Origin of the sequence: Bifidobacterium sp. N5G01, assembly GCF_002742425.1 — a bacterium.
In the GTDB taxonomy this organism is placed as follows: Bacteria; Actinomycetota; Actinomycetes; order Actinomycetales; family Bifidobacteriaceae; genus Bifidobacterium; species Bifidobacterium hominis.
Genome location: NZ_NJNP01000004.1, coordinates 83,151 through 100,285, shown reverse-complemented (window position 1 = coordinate 100,285; position 17,135 = coordinate 83,151). Strand labels below are relative to the sequence as shown.

Sequence of the window (17,135 nt, the reverse complement as noted above, 5' to 3'; positions counted from 1 at the left end):
GGCTATCTGTTACGTTAGATTTTGCGGCCTTTCGTTGTTTGGTGTGGGTGAAGCGGGTCAGGCGGTGACAACGGTCGGGTAGTTTTGATGGTATGGATACCACGATGCTGTTCACCACCGCCCTGCAACTCGTCGACCCCTGGCACGTCACCGATGTGGAATTCCGCGATACCGACGCGGGTGGGCGGAAGCCGCGCATCACGATTGGATACGGGCCCGGCTCCCGTTTCCACTGTCCCGAGGCGGGATGCGGGGAGGCGTCTTGCCTCGGGACATGACACGATGGAACGCACGTGGCGTCACCTGAATTTCTTCTGGTACGAGGCGTTCACCCACGCCTCCGTGCCACGGGTGGCGTGCCCGGAGCACGGCGGAGGACTGCGACGGTGCCGTGGGCGCGTCCGGGCAGCGGGTTCATGCTCCTGTTCGGGGCGATGGTCGTGGAACCGGCGAAAAGCCAGCCGGTCGCGGACATCGCCGAACCGGTCGGCGGGCACGACACGAGACCGTGGCGGTTCATCCGCCATTACGTGCAGGAGGCGCGCCTGTGGATTGGCAACGGTGTGTTGGACGGTTTCTTAGAGGACGAGTCCTTGTTCGGTGAATTCCTTCGGACTCCGGTATCCGAGGGTGGAGTGGAGCCGCTGGTTGTTGAACCACCACACGTAGTCGTCGGGGGTCATGCCTCGGCTGCTCGATCGTGGTGTAGTGGTTCCGGTACACGAGCTCCTTCTTCAGCAGCCTGTTCATCGATTCGACCACGGCGTTGTCGTAGGGGTTGCCCTTGCGTGACAACGATCTTTTGATGTCGAACACGTCGAGCAGCTCGTCAATCCTCGTGTTGTCGAACTCGCTGCCCCGGTCGGTGTGGAACACCTGGACGTCCGTCAGCGGGAAGTCGAGGGTGGCGAATGCGGCCGGCATCAGGCCCGCGTCCCGGGTCCGCCCGGCGGAATGGCCGGCGATGCCCCTGTTCGTCAGACCGACCAGCAGGCACACGTACGCCCATCCGCTCCCTACCCTCACGTATGTCAGGTCGCTCGCCGGATGCGTGTGCGGGGCGTAGCCGTCGAACTCGCGGTCCAGCAGGTTCGCGAGCTTCGCCTCGTTGGCTCGTGTCACGCCTGCCTTCGTGCGAATACCGGCGCCGCTTGTTCTGAAACGTCCACCTCCATCTCCAACCGCCGGTCGCGTCTCCTCGGCCCGACCGGCTCGTTCTGCTCGGGCGTGCGGTTGTCCGCGGCCCGGGTGGAGCCGCTGTCGCGGATGCCTTGGACCCAGCGCCGCGGGGTCGATCGCACGACTGCACGATCTGCCGTTTGAACGCCTCGTCGTAGTGGCGGGGATGTTTCGGGTCGGCCATCGTCGGCCTCCAATCTCATGTCATTCGTCCCTCATCGGACTGTCTAATGCATTGTAGCCAATCCAATCACTCGGTTGGATGAGTCCGGTACAATACCGTCAAAAGCCAGGGAATGGCTGCGTGATTATCTCCAAGAAAACGTCCGCAGCCCCCTACCCTTTATCGGATGATGGTGGTGGTGAAAGATGCGGAACAATAGTGAAGTTCATGGAGCGAAGTCGCTCGATGAAATAAAACAGCTAACTGAATCTCCTGAGAATCAGTATTTTGATCGTAAGAGCGCACGCTTGAAGATTCGAGATATCGCGCGGCATGTTATCGCTTTCGCTAATGCTTCTGGCGGAAGATTGGCGATTGGCATTGAGGATGATGGGACCATAACAGGTTTCCAACAGCAAGGGGCGCAAAATATCGATGAAATTGAGCGGTGCCATATTTTTGAGTGCGAGCCAGCCCCATCGGTTATTGCTTCGCGATTATCTGTAACTAATAGTCATGGCGAGACTGATACGGTTTTGCTGCTTGACGTAGCGGCATCTCCGGATGTTGTTATTCATCGTAAGGGCGATAATACGGTATTTCTTCGTGTTGGTGATAAGAGCCGTGAGTTGAATCATGAGCAAACGCTGCGCTTGGAATATGACAAAAATCAGCGAACATTTGAAGATGAAATTGTGCAATGGTCGAGCTTTGACGATGTGGATCATGAGGTACTGAATGAGTATAAGTCCAAATTAGGAACTTCGGCTGACGATGAGCGTGTGTTGCGCAGTCGTAGATTCCTTGTTGGTGGTCATTTAACGAATGCAGGTGTGCTGCTATTTGCGAAAGACCCGACTCAATTTTTACCTCAGGCAAGACTCAGGGTACTTCGTTTCCAAGGTGAAAATATGGAAACCGGTGCACATATTAATATTGTGAAGGATCAGTCTTTTGACTTGCCTATTCCTAAAATTATTCGTGGAGCATCAACGCTTATTTCAAGTCTCCTGCGGGAATTTCAGTATCTTGGGGATGACGGACAGTTTGCTACGATACCTGAATATCCGCAGTTTGCATGGTTTGAAGGCGTAGTAAATGCCGTAATTCATCGTAATTATGCATTTGCCGGAGATTATATCCGTGTATCTATGTATGACGATCGCCTTGAAATCATCAGTCCGGGACGATTGCCTAATATTGTGACTCTGGATAATATGCGCACCACTCGTTATGCGCGCAATCCGCGTATTGCGCGAGCTTTGGTCGAATTTGGTTGGGCTCGTGAGCTCAATGAAGGTGTGCAGCGAATTTATAACGAGATGCAGGAAATGTTCCTGAAAGAACCGATATATTCGGAACCGGGTGGGTCTAAGGTACAACTTGTTTTGGAGAACAGCATCACATCTCGAATGCTTCGTACGGAAGATTCCATGGAGCAACGTATTAGCAAACAGGTGCTTGAATCCTTGTCTGGTTATGAAATTTCTGCCGTTCGGCTTGCATGTCTGCAGAAAAAAGTAACTGTTAAAGAGTTGGCGTCTTATACGCATAGGGCGCCGAAGACTATTCGTCCTGTGCTGAAATCCTTGGTGGACAAAGGAATATTTGACTGGCATGGATCCAGTATGCGCGATCCTTCGCAATACTACACGCTACGTTAAATCTTAGTGTGTTAAGCGTTATTTCCTTTTCGACTGGATCGAATAATGAGTTCGGTTAGTTATTTGCCAAGGCGCGGCCTTATCCATTCGGTCATTCTTTGCTGCGTGCGGTGATTGCTGCACAGTAAAGTTCAGTCTATAGATGTGTACGAGTAGGTACGAGTAGGTACGAGTAGGTACGAGTAGGTACGAGTAGGTACGAGTAGCGTTCGGATTGCTGCATACTTTGGAACATGGCCGTCCGCGACACGATGGTCGGTTCACTTCCGTGAGATTGGTATAGAGCTGGGGTATGGGTGGGGGGCTGCGGACTGGTTTTCTGGACAATTACCAATCCTCGCTGACGTGTTGCTGAGATATTGTTCTGCCTGATGTATGCCGGTAATGCGTCACATTTGATTTATACACGGAAGCGGACGCGCAAGAGTTTCTAACGAGCCGCACGCATTTTTTCAAACTTAAAGCCTTCGAGAACAATTTTGAGCGAGACGGCGGACGGTACCATGGGTTGGACTTCGCATATCTTGTGGATTTGTCCACCATCGACTGCCACCTGCGAACGTTGCTAAGCTATCTCTGCCTTAATCTCGAACATGCGCTGAAAGTGCGTTTCAATCAAATCATCATGGAAGATGCCAATGAAGATGGCTACAACATCGTGCATAATGTCGGCGAAGCAGGCGAGTTTTCATTCCATGGGGATTACACGCATTCACGCTATCATCACTCCAACTACACTGAGGGCTTGCTGAACAAGTACTTTGAGGATCCTTCGATTTGGAATCTTTGGGAAGTGATTGACTTCAGCACGCTATGCAAATTCTACAAGGCATACTTAAACCAGCGGCAATATAAAGACAATACGACAAATCTGTTCCAATCCGTTCGGATTATGCGCAATGCTTCTTCGCATAACAACTGTCTAATGATTGGTATTGAAAAGCAAATCAATCCAACCCTGTATGTAAAGAACTGCGTCAAAGAGCTCAACCATGGGGAAAACCCTAAGCAACTATTCGACGCATTCCGTATCTATCCCCTGACGCATGATTTCTCGGCGACAATCTGTGCTTTCCTTATCCTTGTAGACAGCCCCGGCGTGCGGAATACTGCCAAACTGAAAATGCAGGATTTTCTGCAGCGTTTAACGAAAAGGTACGATTATTCGGCAATGTCTTATCAAGACTGTCCAAAACTTATCAAAACGATAAATGCATTACAATCAATCTGCAAGATGACGATTGACTATTTGGACCAGCATCCTGAGGATTTTTACACGAATAAAATACTCCACACGCAGCCGGAACCAATCAGCCCCGCGAAGGGAATCGCACAGATCAACCGCATGGCCGGTGCTATGGGATTGTAGCCTGCGGTTGTATCAAGACACTTGAAAATACAAGTGCAGATTGCGTCTTACCTGTATTTTGCTCATGTCTCGCTTATATATGGCAGATTCGGAGGCCTGACCGGAGACATCTCGCTTACATATGGCAGACACATGCGGCGAAACCCTCAAAAACGTACCCCCGAACTGCCTGTTTTCGCAGGCGACGTGCCATATGTAAGCGAGATGTCTCCGTACGAAAAGCAAAATCTGCCATACATAGCGCAGATAGACCGGTTGAAATGGGGATATTACGCGAAGTGATCTCGCACGATTGCACGCTGCGGCCTACAGCAGAGGGGTGGTGCGCGGTTTGGCGGTTGAGCCGCGTACCTGCAGTTGGACCGGAAACGTCTCGAATGGTTCGTTAATGGGCCGCCCCTCAATAAGAGCTAAGGCTTTGTGTGCCGCATCGACGGCCATGTCGTATGGACGCTGTCGAACGGTGGTTAGCTCAGCCTCCTTGGCGAAGGTGCTGTCGTCAAATCCGGTTACGGAAATATCTCCAGGCACGGAAAGGCCGCTGCGTTGAAGGCGGAAGAACAATGGAATTGCCTGTGAGTCCTGATGGAAACACAATGCGGTGGGTGGGTTGTCCTGCGCCATGATTTCGGAAATTGCCGCATCCAGAATGCTGTCGCCTTTTTGCACTGCCAGTGTGCGGGCGGTCAGTCCGTCAATTGCATCGCAGGCTTCCTGGAATCCGTAAATGCGGTTAAATGAGCTGAATCCCAATGTGGAGGAAAAGCTTTCATATAAATACAGCAGGTTACGATGTCCCAGCTTGGCGAGATGTCGAACGATGAGTTTGATGCCTTCTTTGTCGTTGATACCGACAGTTGCATCGAATCCTTCGCTGGTGGTATTGATGCCAATAATCGGAATTTTTGCGGTTCCGAGACGTTTGACCTCGTCGGGGCTGATGCCGAATGAGGAAACGAATACGGCATCCGCATTGCTGCGTACGGGAAGTTCCTCGAAGAATGCGTCACGCGCTTCCGACCCCTCGATGGGGTAGATGACCAGATCGTACCCGGCGTCACGCAAAACATCGTTAAGTCCGGCAATGATTTCGGCGGTGAACCATTCGATGACGCCGCTGCCGACCAATAATGCTATGCGATAGGTTCTACCGGATTTAAGAATTCCTGCCGATCTGGAAACGCTGAAATTCAACGCATCGGCTGCGGCCTGCACTTTCAACCGTGTTGCTTCCGACACCTGTTCAGGGTGTGCGAAAGTGCGTGAGACTGTAGCGTTCGATACGCCTGCCTTGAGTGCCACATCGCCGATGCTCGCTTTCATGGTGCCTCCGAAAGTTTTTCACTGTTTGTTTCAGCCTACCATCATTGCCGTCCTCGTGGTGACAAAGTTGAAAGATAAATGAAAAGGGTTGCGATACGACACGCCGTATGAAAAACAATGTGTGCACGCTCACAGCGGTGAGATGAAACGGGTTTCAAATGAAACCGGTTACATTCCAAAAAACCTTGAATTGCCAATATGAAACCCTTGTCGTATGCTATTGCTTGTCCGCAAGGGGCGGATGAAGGCTTACGAGGACGTAAGGAGAGATATGAAAATCAACAAAGGTATCGCAGCGGCAGTGGCGGCCCTGAGCATCGTCGGCTTGGCTGCGTGCGGGAACAGCAATACCGCTTCCGGCACAACCGATACGAAAGCCGACAAAGGGCTTGACGTTATCGGCAATAACATCACCTACGACCCTAACCATCTCGTTAACGACGGCAAGCCAATCCAGCTCGAGTACTGGAGCTGGGGCAGCAAGGGCACGGATCCGGTCTACAAGATGATTGAGTCCTACACGAAGACGTATCCGAACGTCACCATCAAAACGGTGAATGTTTCATGGGATGATTATTGGACCAAGCTGCCGTTGGCTCTGAAAGGCAAAAACGGTCCTGCCGTTTTCAACATCCACAACTCTTACGATGCGTTGATTCGTCCATACGCAGCGGATTACGATATCGACACCAAGTCTCTGGAATCCGACTACTCCACCGCATCCGTACATGAAGATGAAAACGGTAAAGTCAAGTATATCGACTCCGTGATTAACACCGGCAACATCTACTACAACAAGACATTGTGGAGCGAAGCGGGCCTCACCGATGCCGACATTCCGACCACCTGGGACGAATTCATCCAGGTCGCCCAAAAGCTCACCAAGACCGACGGCAGCAAGATGACGCAGGCCGGCTTCAACTTCAACGGCGACGCCTACAGCGCCATCTACCAAGGTCTGAACTATCAGAAGGGTGAACTGCTCTTCAGCGAAGATGGCAAGAAAGCCAACTACAACAACGACGTGACCAAAGAAAACATGCAGTTCCTCAAGGATTTGTATGACAAGTACAAGGTCGGATCCGTTGACTTCGGTAACGATTACACCCAAAGCTTCGGTAACGGCCAGTCTGCGATGATCTACGCTTGGGGCCACATGGAAGGCACGCTGAAAGAAAAGTATCCAGATATTGACTACGGCGTGTTTGCCACCCCAACCTTCTCCAAAGACACTCCGTTTGCATACGACCGTTACAACGGCGAATCCACTCCGGGCGTCAACAAGAACCAGAGCAAGGAGCAGCAGGCCGTTGCTCAGGACTTCATCAAGTACCTGCTCGCCAACGATGATTATATTCGTGAAGCGGTATCCGAACTGAATTCCTTCCCAGCCAAGACCTCGCTGCAGAACGACAAGGACATTCTCTCCAAGCCGGTCATGGCCGCCATCCAGCCGCGCGTAGACCGACTGATCTGGCCGGGACCGGCACCGTCCACCGTTGAATCCAGCGGCACCACTGCTTTCCAGAACGTCTTCCAGAACGGCATGTCCATCGATAAGGCTCTCAAGGAGGCCCAGGGTCAGATGGATACCGACATGAAGAGCTCTGACTTCACGTCAATGGAAAGCAAGTACGCTTACTTCGACGAACATAAGTAATACCGATATATCCAATCCCTTTTCCAATCCGGGCAGTCGCGGTACGATTCTTCTTCCGCGCCGCGGCTGCCTTTTATCTACGAGATACGTTCAATCTTCTTATTCGATTCGATCTGACATTCTGTATTGCGTAACAAAACGGTCGAATCGGCTCACAGAGAGGCGAGATTCAATGAAAAACAAAAATGGTGAATCTCTGGTATCGAGAATTTTCACCCTACGCAACATGGCCGTTGCCTTTTTGGTGGTCTATTTCGCCATTTTCCTGGCCTACCCAATTTTTAAAGCCTTCGCGGGCAGTTTGCATAACTGGAATCCTCTGATTGGCACTTATGATTGGGTCGGACTCGACAACTTCAAACAGATCCTCACTGACAAACTCTTCTGGACTTCCATGGGGAACACGGCGGTATTCGCAGGTGTTTCCACACTCTTCCGCATTGTGCTTGGTCTCGGCTTGGCCCTGCTGCTCAGCGCCAAACTCGTCAAATGCAAAGACACCCTCCGAGGTCTGTTCTACATGCCGACTATCACTCCGCTCGTGGCAGTCTCTTTCGTGTGGATGTGGATGTTCGACCCGCAGTTCGGCATGGTAGACAAAATCACAGGACTCGACATCAACTGGCTGCACGACACCAAATGGGCCATGCCGGCAGTCATCATCATGACCATTTGGAAGGATTTCGGCTACGCGACCGTTCTATATTTGGCCGGTCTCATGAATCTTCCTCGAGACGTGTACGAGGCGGCCGCCATCGACGGTGCCAACTCAGTGCAGATTTTCTTCAAAATCACCCTGCCGCTGCTTAAATCAACCACCTTGTTCATTGTCATCACGTCACTGATCAGCTATCTGCAGGCATACGTGCAGATTCTCGTCATGACCGAAGGCGGTCCGGGCACGTCAACCTACACCATCAGCTATCTCATCTTTGATCAGGCATTCCAGAAATACAACTTCGGCGTCGCGTCAGCTCAGGCAGTTGTGCTCTTCCTGTTCACTGGTGTGCTCACCCTCATCATGTTCAAGGTTTCTGGAGATTCGGAGGAACTGGCATGAAATCACGTAAAATTGGCGGCATCATTCTTACGATTCTGCTCTTCATCGCCGCCATCATCACCATTGTTCCATTTGTTTGGATGTTCATTTCATCATTCGCGCCAAATAGCGAAATCGTCAAAGTGACCGGAGGATTATTCCCTAAGCCATCCACGATTGACAACTATGTGAGCATCCAAGAAAAGTTCAATTTCTTGCGATTGTTCGCAAACTCGCTAATCGTAGCAGTACTGAAAACCGGTATTGCAATCTACACAAGTGCGGTGCTTGGTTACGTGTTCTCTAAAATGCGATTCCGTGGTCGCAACCTGCTTTTCGGCATCGTTATGAGCACCATGATGATTCCTTGGGCAGTGACCATCATTCCGCAATACGAAATGTTCACCAACTGGGGTCTGCAAGACACCTACACGTCGCTCGTGCTTCCTGGCATGATCAGCGCATTCGGCATCTTTCTGTTCCGTCAATCCATCTCGGGAATTTCCGACGAACTCATTGAAGCGGCAAAACTCGATGGCGCATCCGAAACTAGAATCTTCCATAGCATCATTCTGCCAATGAGCCACAATACTATCGCGGCGCTCGCCATCTTCACCTTCCTGTGGAATTGGGAAGACTACCTGTGGCCATTCTTGATGATTACCGACGAAAAAAAGCAGCTGCTCGCTGTCGGTCTGAAGGCATTCAACGGCCAATACGGCACCGATTACGGCGGATTGTTCGCAGCAACTTCGTTGGCAATTGTTCCGGTGATCATTGTGTATATGATTTTCCAGAAGCAGTTCATTGCGGGCATTGCGACTGGCAGTGGTAAGTAAGGTAGGAGCGGTATGACAAACAACGCATCAGATAACGCAACCAGTACGGTGTTCTCCGACTATGTGCGCAAGGCGCGGCCGAATATGCGCGAAGCATCGACCCTGCAGGGGGAGCATTGGAGAATCGGCATTCTAACGGAATCGCTGATCCGCTTCGAATGGTCTGACTCCGGCAAATTCGAAGACAATCTCACGCAGATGGTGGTCAACCGCGATTTTGGCGCCGACCCGCAGTTCACGGTGACGCACCGTGATGGACTGCTCATTGTTGACACTCCCGCATTGCATATTACGTATGATGGCAAGCCGTTCAGCAAAGAAGGCTTGAGCGTAGTCGTCAAGGGCATGTCCGACACCCAGTTCAATACGTGGTATTACGGCGACGAGCCGAAGCATAATCTCAAAGGCACCGCGCGCACGCTCGACGAGGCGAACGGCGAAATTCCTCTGGACGATGGTGTGATTTCGCGAGACGGATGGGCGGTGCTCGACGATTCCGCCGCGAACGTGATCGTGGAAGCCCACGAAGTGAACGGCAAGCCGAATCCGCTGGGGGCTTGGGTTATGCCGCGCGATCACAAGGAAACCGACTTCTACTTCTTCGGCTACGGCCGCCGCTACACCGAAGCGGTGCAAGACTTCTACAAGCTGGCCGGACCAACGCCGCTGCTGCCGCGCTTCACACTCGGCAACTGGTGGAGCCGCTACTACCGCTACACGCAAGACGAGTACGTGCAGCTCATGGACCGGTTCAAGCGTGAAGGCATTCCATTCACCACATCCGTGATCGACATGGACTGGCATCGTGTGGACGATATCGACCCGAAATACGGTTCCGGTTGGACCGGCTATTCGTGGAACAAGCAGCTGTTCCCGGACCATAAGGCGTTTTTGCACGACCTGCATGAGCGCGGCCTGAAAGCCACATTGAACGTGCATCCGCGAGATGGCGTTCGCGCGTTCGAAGACGATTATGAGGCAGTGGCCAAGCGCGTCGGCATCGATCCCGCAACCGAAGAGGCGGTGGAATTCGACCTGACGAATCCGGATTTCGTAAGCGCCTACTTCGACATGCATCATCGTATGGAAGCCGAAGGCGTTGACTTCTGGTGGCTCGACTGGCAGCAGGGCGGTGTGACCCGTCAGCCGGGACTCGACCCGCTGTGGGTGCTCAACCACTTGCACTACCTGGATTCCGGGCGTGACGGGAATTGGGCGCTTACCTTCTCGCGGTATGCGGGACCGGGCTCGCACCGCTATCCGGTCGGCTTCTCGGGAGACACCATTGTTACGTGGGAATCCTTGCAATTCCAGCCGTATTTCACTGCTACCGCTTCGAATATCGGCTACGGATGGTGGAGTCACGATATCGGCGGTCACATGTGTGGATACCGCAACGAACATTTGGAAGCCCGCTGGTACCAGCTTGGCGCGTTCAGTCCGATCAACCGACTGCATTCCAGCAATTCGCAGTTCATGGGTAAGGAACCGTGGAACTTCTCCGCGGAAGTGCGCGATTCCATGGTGGGTTCGCTGCGACTGCGCCATATGATGCTGCCGTACCTGTACACCATGAACTATCGCGCCGCGTTCGAAGGCATGCCATTGGTGGAGCCGATGTATTGGGCGGATCCGAACAATCCGCAGGCGTACGAGGTGCCGGATGAATTCCGTTTCGGTACTGAGCTGCTGGTTGCACCCATCGTTTCCGACAATGACGATTCCGCGCAGCTGGGTAGCACGGAAGCATGGCTGCCGCAAGGTGAATGGTATGACTTCTTCGACGGGCGCCGTTACGTTTCGGCAGGGAAGTCCGGGCGTCGTTTGGAAGTGTGGCGTGCGATCGACCGTATGCCGGTGTTTGCCAAGGCTGGCGGTATCGTGCCGTTGCAGCAGCTTGGCGAGGGCAATAAAGTGAATGATCTTGGCAATCCGGAGTCCCTGCAGGTGCTGGTGTTCCCCGGTGCGAACGGTTCGTTCACACTCAAGGAAGACGACGGCTCTGCGGAGTCAGGCGAAGATCAAACCCATGTTGCCGATACGCGCATGAGCTTCGACTGGAAGAATGCAGACAATACCACGCAGTTCACCGTCAGTCCGGTGGAAGGCTGTGCTGTTGCCATTCCGGCACAGCGTAACTGGGAGGTTGTGTTCCGTGGGGTTGCGCAGCCAGACATGCAGAACGTTCGTATCGAAATTGACGGTAAAGCTTGCGATACTGCAGAAATTACATACGATCAGCAGACGTTGAGTCTGTCGGTCGTTGTGCGCGACGTGCCGTCTACTGCATGCTTGAACGTTACGATTTCAGACGGACTGCAGATTGCCGAGAATTCAGTCGAACAGGACGTGCTTGACGTGCTCTTGCATGCGCAAATGCCGTACATTTCCAAAGAGCATGCGATGCAGACGATTCGTGAGCAAGGAGTGCGTGCGCTCGGGGCTCTGCGCACCTTCGATACCGCGCCCCGTTTCAGCAACGAGCTGTTCGGCACCTCCGGCATGCCCGATTCGGTAATCAGCGCCCTAGAGGAAATCCTCCTTCGCAGCTGATTCTGGGAGCATCTCGCTTATATATGGCAGACGCATGTGGCGAAACCCTCAGAAACGTACCCCCGAAGTGGCTGTTTTCGCAGGGGATGTGCCATATATAAGCGAGATGCCTCATGTCAAGATGCGAAATCTGCCATATATAAGTGAGACGTAAGCGAAATATGTCATTTTCTGAATTGCATCTCGATTTCTGGACTGAAGAAATTCAGATTTGACGATCGTGAATGTGATCGCATGTCTGTACAAGTCGAGAATCATCTCTGGATTTAAGTTGTGCAGAGGGGGCTTGCGCTTGCGGGCATAATGAAAACGCACTTGCGATTGTTGAATCTGAATTACTTCAATCCAGCAATCGCAAGTGCAATCCACGCGAACTATCTGCTATCTGCCGGAAACCGACGTTTCAGCAGTGTCTTCCGCTATTCGGCACGTTTCGTGCTGAAGCTCTTGCGGAACGTCAGTACGAGAATCAAGGCAAGTACGGACGCTGCGCACATAATCCAGAACACATTGGATGTTTGTGCGGCGGCTCCACTGCCAATGCCGAACAATCCGCTCTTGGCGAGCGAAGGATTGGCGATCAGACTGGAATACACGGCCATGCCGATTGATGCGGAAGTATTCATCATCAAATCCAGGATGCCGACGCCACGACCATTCTCCTCAACAGGCAACGCGTCGGAAGCGGCATCGTAAATCGGGGTGTACACCACTGTGACTCCGGCAATGAACACGCAGGCCAGCACGGTAAGAATCCAGAATCCCTTCTCGATGAAAATGGCGGATCCGGCAAAACCGACAACCATAAGCACCGATGCGACGAGCAGCGTCTTCATACGGCCAAGCTTGTTAACGGCCGGACCGGAAACGCAGCCGACAATCGTGGCGACCACATACACCAGCGTGAGGCACAGCGAGATCGTGGTCAACGGCATGTTATACAACTGCTCGCCGATAACGTTGTAAATCGGCACGCAAGCGAAGTTGAAGAAGTAGAACACAAACTGCAGCAGCAGGATTGACATGTACGCCTTGTTGGTAACGAAAGACCTGCTCAGGAATGGCTTGCTGCCCTTGAGAATCCAAGCGAAAAAGGCGATGCCGAGCAGTACAATGGCTACCAGCAGCCACGTGCTCGGGAACGAGAAGTAGATGGCGATGAGTCCCGCGAACACCGCGAACAGCGCAATGCCAAAACCGTCGATGCGCTCACCCTTGGCGCTGATGTCCGGCGTGTTCTTAATCAACAGCGGAATGAAGAACATGGAAATGGCCGGAACGAGGAACAAATACTTCCAGTCGAAAGAAGTGATGAAACCACCTGCGAACACGCCGATCGCAGCAGCCAAATAGTAGACCGCATTGTAAATGCCGATATAGATGGCCTTCTCCTTATCGTTCAGGTATTTCACCGTCATCACAAGGAACACTGAACCGGCGACCTGTGCGCCGGCAACCTGAATCATGCGAGCGATAAGCACAACCCAGAAATTGAACGAACAGAAGAAACCGAGCAGACTGCCGATTACCAAAGCGCTCACGCCAAACAACGTCATACGCTTAGGTGAGATGAAATCGCACAGCGTGCCGTACAGCATGCAGACGACGCCGAGTACAATGCCCGGAAGCGTGCTGATCAGCGACGCGCTGGCGGACATGCCCAACGAATCGCCAATATTTTGGAACACCAGATTGAATGCTTGGATCATCAACGTTCCAAGCGTGAACACAATAAGCAAGGCGGGGAGGGCCTTCTTTGTTTTCGCACGGTTGTCTTCGAAATCGTCTGTAGCCGTCGTATTTACGACTTGGGTGGAATCAGACATTTTTCTCCTTGTATAAAGCTTTGTGTAAGGGTGTTTTCGTATAAGTCTGCTTTTCGCATGAGTCCGCTTCTTCGCGGCTACTCGGATTCTCGAGCGAGCTTGAGCAGACGTTCCATGAGTCGGCCGACGAAACGTTCCGCGTCGACGCCAAGCGCGACCTTCGTGTTCTTCGGCTGGCTCAGCAGGCGGGCCGGATCGCCAATGGTTCGTCCGATGCTTGGTCCCTCGGTCTCAACCATGAGGTTGATTGGGTATGTGGTGACCAGCGTCGGATCGATCGCCACTGCGGCGGCCAAGGGATCATGCAGATTGCAGCCTCCCTGGAATGCGGGATCCTCCTGCTCGCTGATGTCAATGTAATAGTCCGTCATATCTGCCAGGAATGTGCCGGCCTTCGTGCCCGTGTCGCGCAGCTGTTGTGTTTCCTTTTTGGTCAGTAGGACCTGCATGGTCACATCGAGACCGATCATGGTGATGTCTGCGGAAGTTGCAAAAAGACGATTTGAAGCTTCCGGATCCATGGAAACATTGGCTTCCATGAAGGGGTTGCAATTGCCTGGCTGGGTTAGTGAGCCACCCATCATCACGATGGTGATGTTGTCGATGATGTCCGGAGCTTTGGCGAAGGCTGCGTCGATATTGGTGGACGGGCCGGTGGGAACGTACACGAGTTCGTCTTTGCCGTACTTGCGTGCGCAGTCGATGATGAAATCCACGGCTGACGTTTCTTCGGCTTTGCGAGTCGCGCGAGTGGGAATGTCGACGTTTCCGGTGCCGTTCTTTCCGTGGAAGATGCCGGAGCTGTCGGGGACTGCGAAATCGGTGGCGTTGCTTGGATGAGAGACGCCCTTGAATACCGGAATATCCTCACGTCCGAACATAGACAGAAGGTTAAGATCGTTGGCGACGCCCGTTTCCAATAGCACGTTTCCGTAGGTTCCGGTAATTCCAATCAGTTCAGCGTCTTCTGAAGCGAGGACATACGACATGGCAAGGGTATCATCAATGCCGGTGTCCAAATCAAGGATGATTTTCTTCATAGTGTTTCTCCTTCCACAGTCTTGCAACTGCGAATAATCCAAGCTTGCGACCGCCTCGCCGAAGCTTGCCGATCAAACGAGACCGTGCGGCATTACACGATGGTAAATCGTTTAATCAAATTCACTAACCGATGATAAATGGTTTTAGCACCTTTGTCAATCGTCATAAGTTGCGAGGATGGAATGTTGCGCGAGATAGGGGGTTGCTCGTAGGCCTTTTGCGGGGGTGGGGCTCTGTCATGGCAGAAACGTAGGGGGTTATTATGTCAGACATCGGAACGGGTGCAGAGAGCGCGGTGAATGACGCTGTGAACAGTGCGGCGAACGCAACGGATGGGCCGTTTGCGGTGTATGTGCGTAAGGCGCATCCGAATATGCGCGAAGCATCGACCCTGCAGGGGGAGCATTGGAGAATCGGCATTCTAACGGAATCGCTGATCCGCTTCGAATGGTCTGACTCCGGCGAATTTGAGGACAATCTCACGCAGATGGTGGTCAACCGCGATTTTGGCGCCGACCCGCAGTTCACGGTGACGCATCGCTATTGACGGAAGAAAGTCCTGCAATACTGCAGAAACTTCGTATGATCAGCAAACATTGAGTTTGTCGATCGCGGCTGATTCTGGGAGTACCGACATCCATCACCCTTCTATGCCATTCTAGGGTGGTGGATGTTACTCGGGGGGGGGGTGGGTGTAGTCTGCCTTAGAGGGATGGAGTGTAAGAGCTAGACTGAAGGGATTGGACATGCGAGGGAACTCCTGCGATTCGGATTCAACTCCAAAGACGGAGGAAATACATATTGTTTCCTCCAACGCATGGCATAAGCAGCGGGCGCATGTTCAGGATCAAGCTCAAAACGTTTCGCAGTTTGAACCGATGACATTCTCGAACACGCCGTTTCCCGTTGATGGGGACGGGCGTAGCCGCAAGCGGGCCAAGAAGCAGGTCGTTCCGGGGTGGAGGTATTCGTTCGTTGCCTGTCTGGTGATGGTCGACCTTGCCGTCATGCTGGTTTCTCTCGCGTTCAGCCTGTGGGCAAACAATTCTGCATATGAAGCCATCGGTAGCGTCATGCCATTCTGGCTATTTCTTGTTTGCTTCAGTGCCATTTGGGTATTGAGCCTTACGATCGTCGGTGCATACCATAGGCATGTGATGGCGGAGGGCTATGAGCTGTACGCGAAGATCATCAACGCTTCGCTGCTCACTATTATCACGTATTGCTCGGTTGCGTTTATTTTCAAACTTGCGCTTCCACGAACGGCACTTATCGTTGCCCCGATCATCGCGTTCTTTCTGGAAGTGATTGCCCGTTGGCAGATGCGTCAGTGGTTGCATCGCAGCCGCAAAAAAGGTTCTTGCAAGTATAAGACCGTGGTGATTGGTTCTTCCGACGGCATTAACCGTGCGTTGCGTACCATGCAGGATTATTCCAATTGGGGGTATTCGCCGGTCGCAGTATGCCCGATTGAAGCTGACGGCAGCAAGAAAGACGCGTATGTGGTCACTTCGTTCGAGCCGGATCCCACCGTTGAGGGTGCCGATATGCTGAAGGTGATCCCGTTTAATTCCGCGTTCCCCCGCACGTGCGAAAGCCTTGGCGCTCAAGAAGTGTATGTTGCCGACGTGCTGTCTCGTGATTCCGAAATGCTGCATGGTATCTCTCTTGCAGTGGAATCTTTGGGTATGGAGCTTGCCCTGGCTGTGTCTTTGGCTGACGTGAGCGGGCATCGCTTGTATTTGCGTAATACTGCTGAGCAGCCGGTGTTGTTGGCGAGTCTGCCGCAATACACTACTGCTACTGCTGTGGTGAAGCGTGTCGTCGACATCATAGGTTCGGCTTGCGCGTTGTTGATTTCTTCGCCGATTATGCTTGGTGTGGCTATTGCCATCAAACTCGATGATGGTGGTCCGGTGTTTTTCTCTCAGCAGCGTGTCGGGTTACATGGTAAGCCGTTCACCATGTACAAGTTCCGTTCCATGGTTACCAATGCAGAAGAGTTGAAGAAGAAGCTTGCTGAAGAGAATGGCCAGAGCGATCGTTTTATCTTCAAAATGAAGGATGATCCACGTATTACGAAAATTGGCCATTTTATTCGTAAGACTTCGTTGGATGAGTTCCCTCAGTTCTTTAACGTGTTGAAGGGCGATATGTCTTTGGTTGGGCCGCGTCCGGCGTTGCCTGACGAGGTTGCCCGCTATGGCTCCCTGTATTCCACGCGTTTGCTGGTGAAGCCCGGTATTACTGGTCCGTGGCAGGTTTCCGGTCGTTCGGATCTTTCGCAGGAACAGAGCGAGTATCTGGACGTTTCGTACATCGAGAATTGGTCCATCGCTGGAGATCTCGCGATTCTTGCGAAGACCGTGCTCGTAGTCTTCCGCGGTACCGGTTCCTACTAGGCTGCGCATTGCGTTGATGCAAGAAAATCGCCTCCCTTTCTTGAATAATAGAAAGGGAGGCATTTTTTTATTACTGA

9 protein-coding genes and 3 pseudogenes are annotated in these 17,135 nt (G+C 52.5%); 8 read left to right on the top strand and 4 right to left on the bottom strand.

Translation table 11 applies throughout. The features are described 5' to 3' along the window. Positions 1 to 516 precede the first annotated feature (516 nt). A pseudogene (locus CE168_RS06995) lies at positions 517 to 1,363 on the bottom strand (DDE-type integrase/transposase/recombinase). Positions 1,364 to 1,548: 185 nt separating this feature from the next. Here CE168_RS06995 and CE168_RS06990 point away from each other — a divergent pair. After that, positions 1,549 to 3,006 carry an ATP-binding protein gene (locus CE168_RS06990; RefSeq protein WP_099571728.1) on the top strand — a complete coding sequence of 486 codons (1,458 nt, stop codon included), beginning with the start codon at positions 1,549 to 1,551 and terminating at the stop codon, positions 3,004 to 3,006. A gap of 451 nt (positions 3,007 to 3,457) precedes the next feature. Continuing rightward, a pseudogene (locus tag CE168_RS06985) lies at positions 3,458 to 4,375 on the top strand (Abi family protein); the annotation flags it as partial. A gap of 306 nt (positions 4,376 to 4,681) precedes the next feature. Here the strand turns inward: CE168_RS06985 and CE168_RS06980 are convergent. Next, positions 4,682 to 5,698 carry a LacI family DNA-binding transcriptional regulator gene (locus CE168_RS06980; protein ID WP_099571726.1) on the bottom strand — a complete coding sequence of 339 codons (1,017 nt, stop codon included), beginning with the start codon at positions 5,696 to 5,698 and terminating at the stop codon, positions 4,682 to 4,684. Between the two features lie 271 nt (positions 5,699 to 5,969). Here CE168_RS06980 and CE168_RS06975 point away from each other — a divergent pair, with 271 nt between their 5' ends. The 4 genes from CE168_RS06975 to CE168_RS06960 all read left to right on the top strand — a co-directional run bounded on the left by CE168_RS06975 (position 5,970) and on the right by CE168_RS06960 (position 11,789). Next, complete coding sequence (locus CE168_RS06975) at positions 5,970 to 7,358, top strand: extracellular solute-binding protein (protein ID WP_180753743.1); 1,389 nt, start codon at positions 5,970 to 5,972, stop codon at positions 7,356 to 7,358. A 172-nt stretch (positions 7,359 to 7,530) separates the two neighbouring features. After that, on the top strand, positions 7,531 to 8,418 hold the full coding sequence (locus CE168_RS06970) for a carbohydrate ABC transporter permease (RefSeq protein WP_033501658.1): 888 nt from the start codon (positions 7,531 to 7,533) through the stop codon (positions 8,416 to 8,418). Next, entirely contained in the window at positions 8,415 to 9,236 is an 822-nt protein-coding gene (locus CE168_RS06965) for a carbohydrate ABC transporter permease (RefSeq protein ID WP_099571724.1), read from the top strand. The genes CE168_RS06970 and CE168_RS06965 overlap by 4 nt, the downstream gene beginning before the upstream one ends. 12 nt (positions 9,237 to 9,248) lie before the next feature. Continuing rightward, positions 9,249 to 11,789 carry a glycoside hydrolase family 31 protein gene (locus CE168_RS06960; protein WP_099571723.1) on the top strand — a complete coding sequence of 847 codons (2,541 nt, stop codon included), beginning with the start codon at positions 9,249 to 9,251 and terminating at the stop codon, positions 11,787 to 11,789. A 419-nt stretch (positions 11,790 to 12,208) separates the two neighbouring features. On the opposite strand, the gene CE168_RS06955 is transcribed toward CE168_RS06960, so the two are convergent. Together CE168_RS06955 and CE168_RS06950 are read right to left on the bottom strand one after the other, a co-directional pair. Next, positions 12,209 to 13,615, bottom strand: a complete 1,407-nt coding sequence (locus tag CE168_RS06955; RefSeq protein WP_099571722.1) for an MFS transporter — start codon at positions 13,613 to 13,615, stop codon at positions 12,209 to 12,211. Between the two features lie 77 nt (positions 13,616 to 13,692). Beyond that, positions 13,693 to 14,655, bottom strand: a complete 963-nt coding sequence (locus tag CE168_RS06950) for a nucleoside hydrolase (RefSeq protein ID WP_099571721.1) — start codon at positions 14,653 to 14,655, stop codon at positions 13,693 to 13,695. A gap of 263 nt (positions 14,656 to 14,918) precedes the next feature. On the opposite strand from CE168_RS06950, the pseudogene CE168_RS06945 reads away from it, so the two are divergent. Beyond that, positions 14,919 to 15,197: pseudogene (locus CE168_RS06945) on the top strand (alpha-glucosidase); the annotation flags it as partial. A 205-nt stretch (positions 15,198 to 15,402) separates the two neighbouring features. Next, entirely contained in the window at positions 15,403 to 17,058 is a 1,656-nt protein-coding gene (locus CE168_RS06940; RefSeq protein WP_180753742.1) for a sugar transferase, read from the top strand. Positions 17,059 to 17,135: the final 77 nt, after the last annotated feature.

Coding starts and splice junctions, on each gene's coding strand:
- CE168_RS06990 (WP_099571728.1), top strand. CDS start 1,549: ATGCGGAACAATAGTGAAGTTCATGGAGCGAAGTCGCTCGATGAAATA.
- CE168_RS06980 (WP_099571726.1), bottom strand. CDS start 5,698: ATGAAAGCGAGCATCGGCGATGTGGCACTCAAGGCAGGCGTATCGAAC.
- CE168_RS06975 (WP_180753743.1), top strand. CDS start 5,970: ATGAAAATCAACAAAGGTATCGCAGCGGCAGTGGCGGCCCTGAGCATC.
- CE168_RS06970 (WP_033501658.1), top strand. CDS start 7,531: ATGAAAAACAAAAATGGTGAATCTCTGGTATCGAGAATTTTCACCCTA.
- CE168_RS06965 (WP_099571724.1), top strand. CDS start 8,415: ATGAAATCACGTAAAATTGGCGGCATCATTCTTACGATTCTGCTCTTC.
- CE168_RS06960 (WP_099571723.1), top strand. CDS start 9,249: ATGACAAACAACGCATCAGATAACGCAACCAGTACGGTGTTCTCCGAC.
- CE168_RS06955 (WP_099571722.1), bottom strand. CDS start 13,615: ATGTCTGATTCCACCCAAGTCGTAAATACGACGGCTACAGACGATTTC.
- CE168_RS06950 (WP_099571721.1), bottom strand. CDS start 14,655: ATGAAGAAAATCATCCTTGATTTGGACACCGGCATTGATGATACCCTT.
- CE168_RS06940 (WP_180753742.1), top strand. CDS start 15,403: ATGCGAGGGAACTCCTGCGATTCGGATTCAACTCCAAAGACGGAGGAA.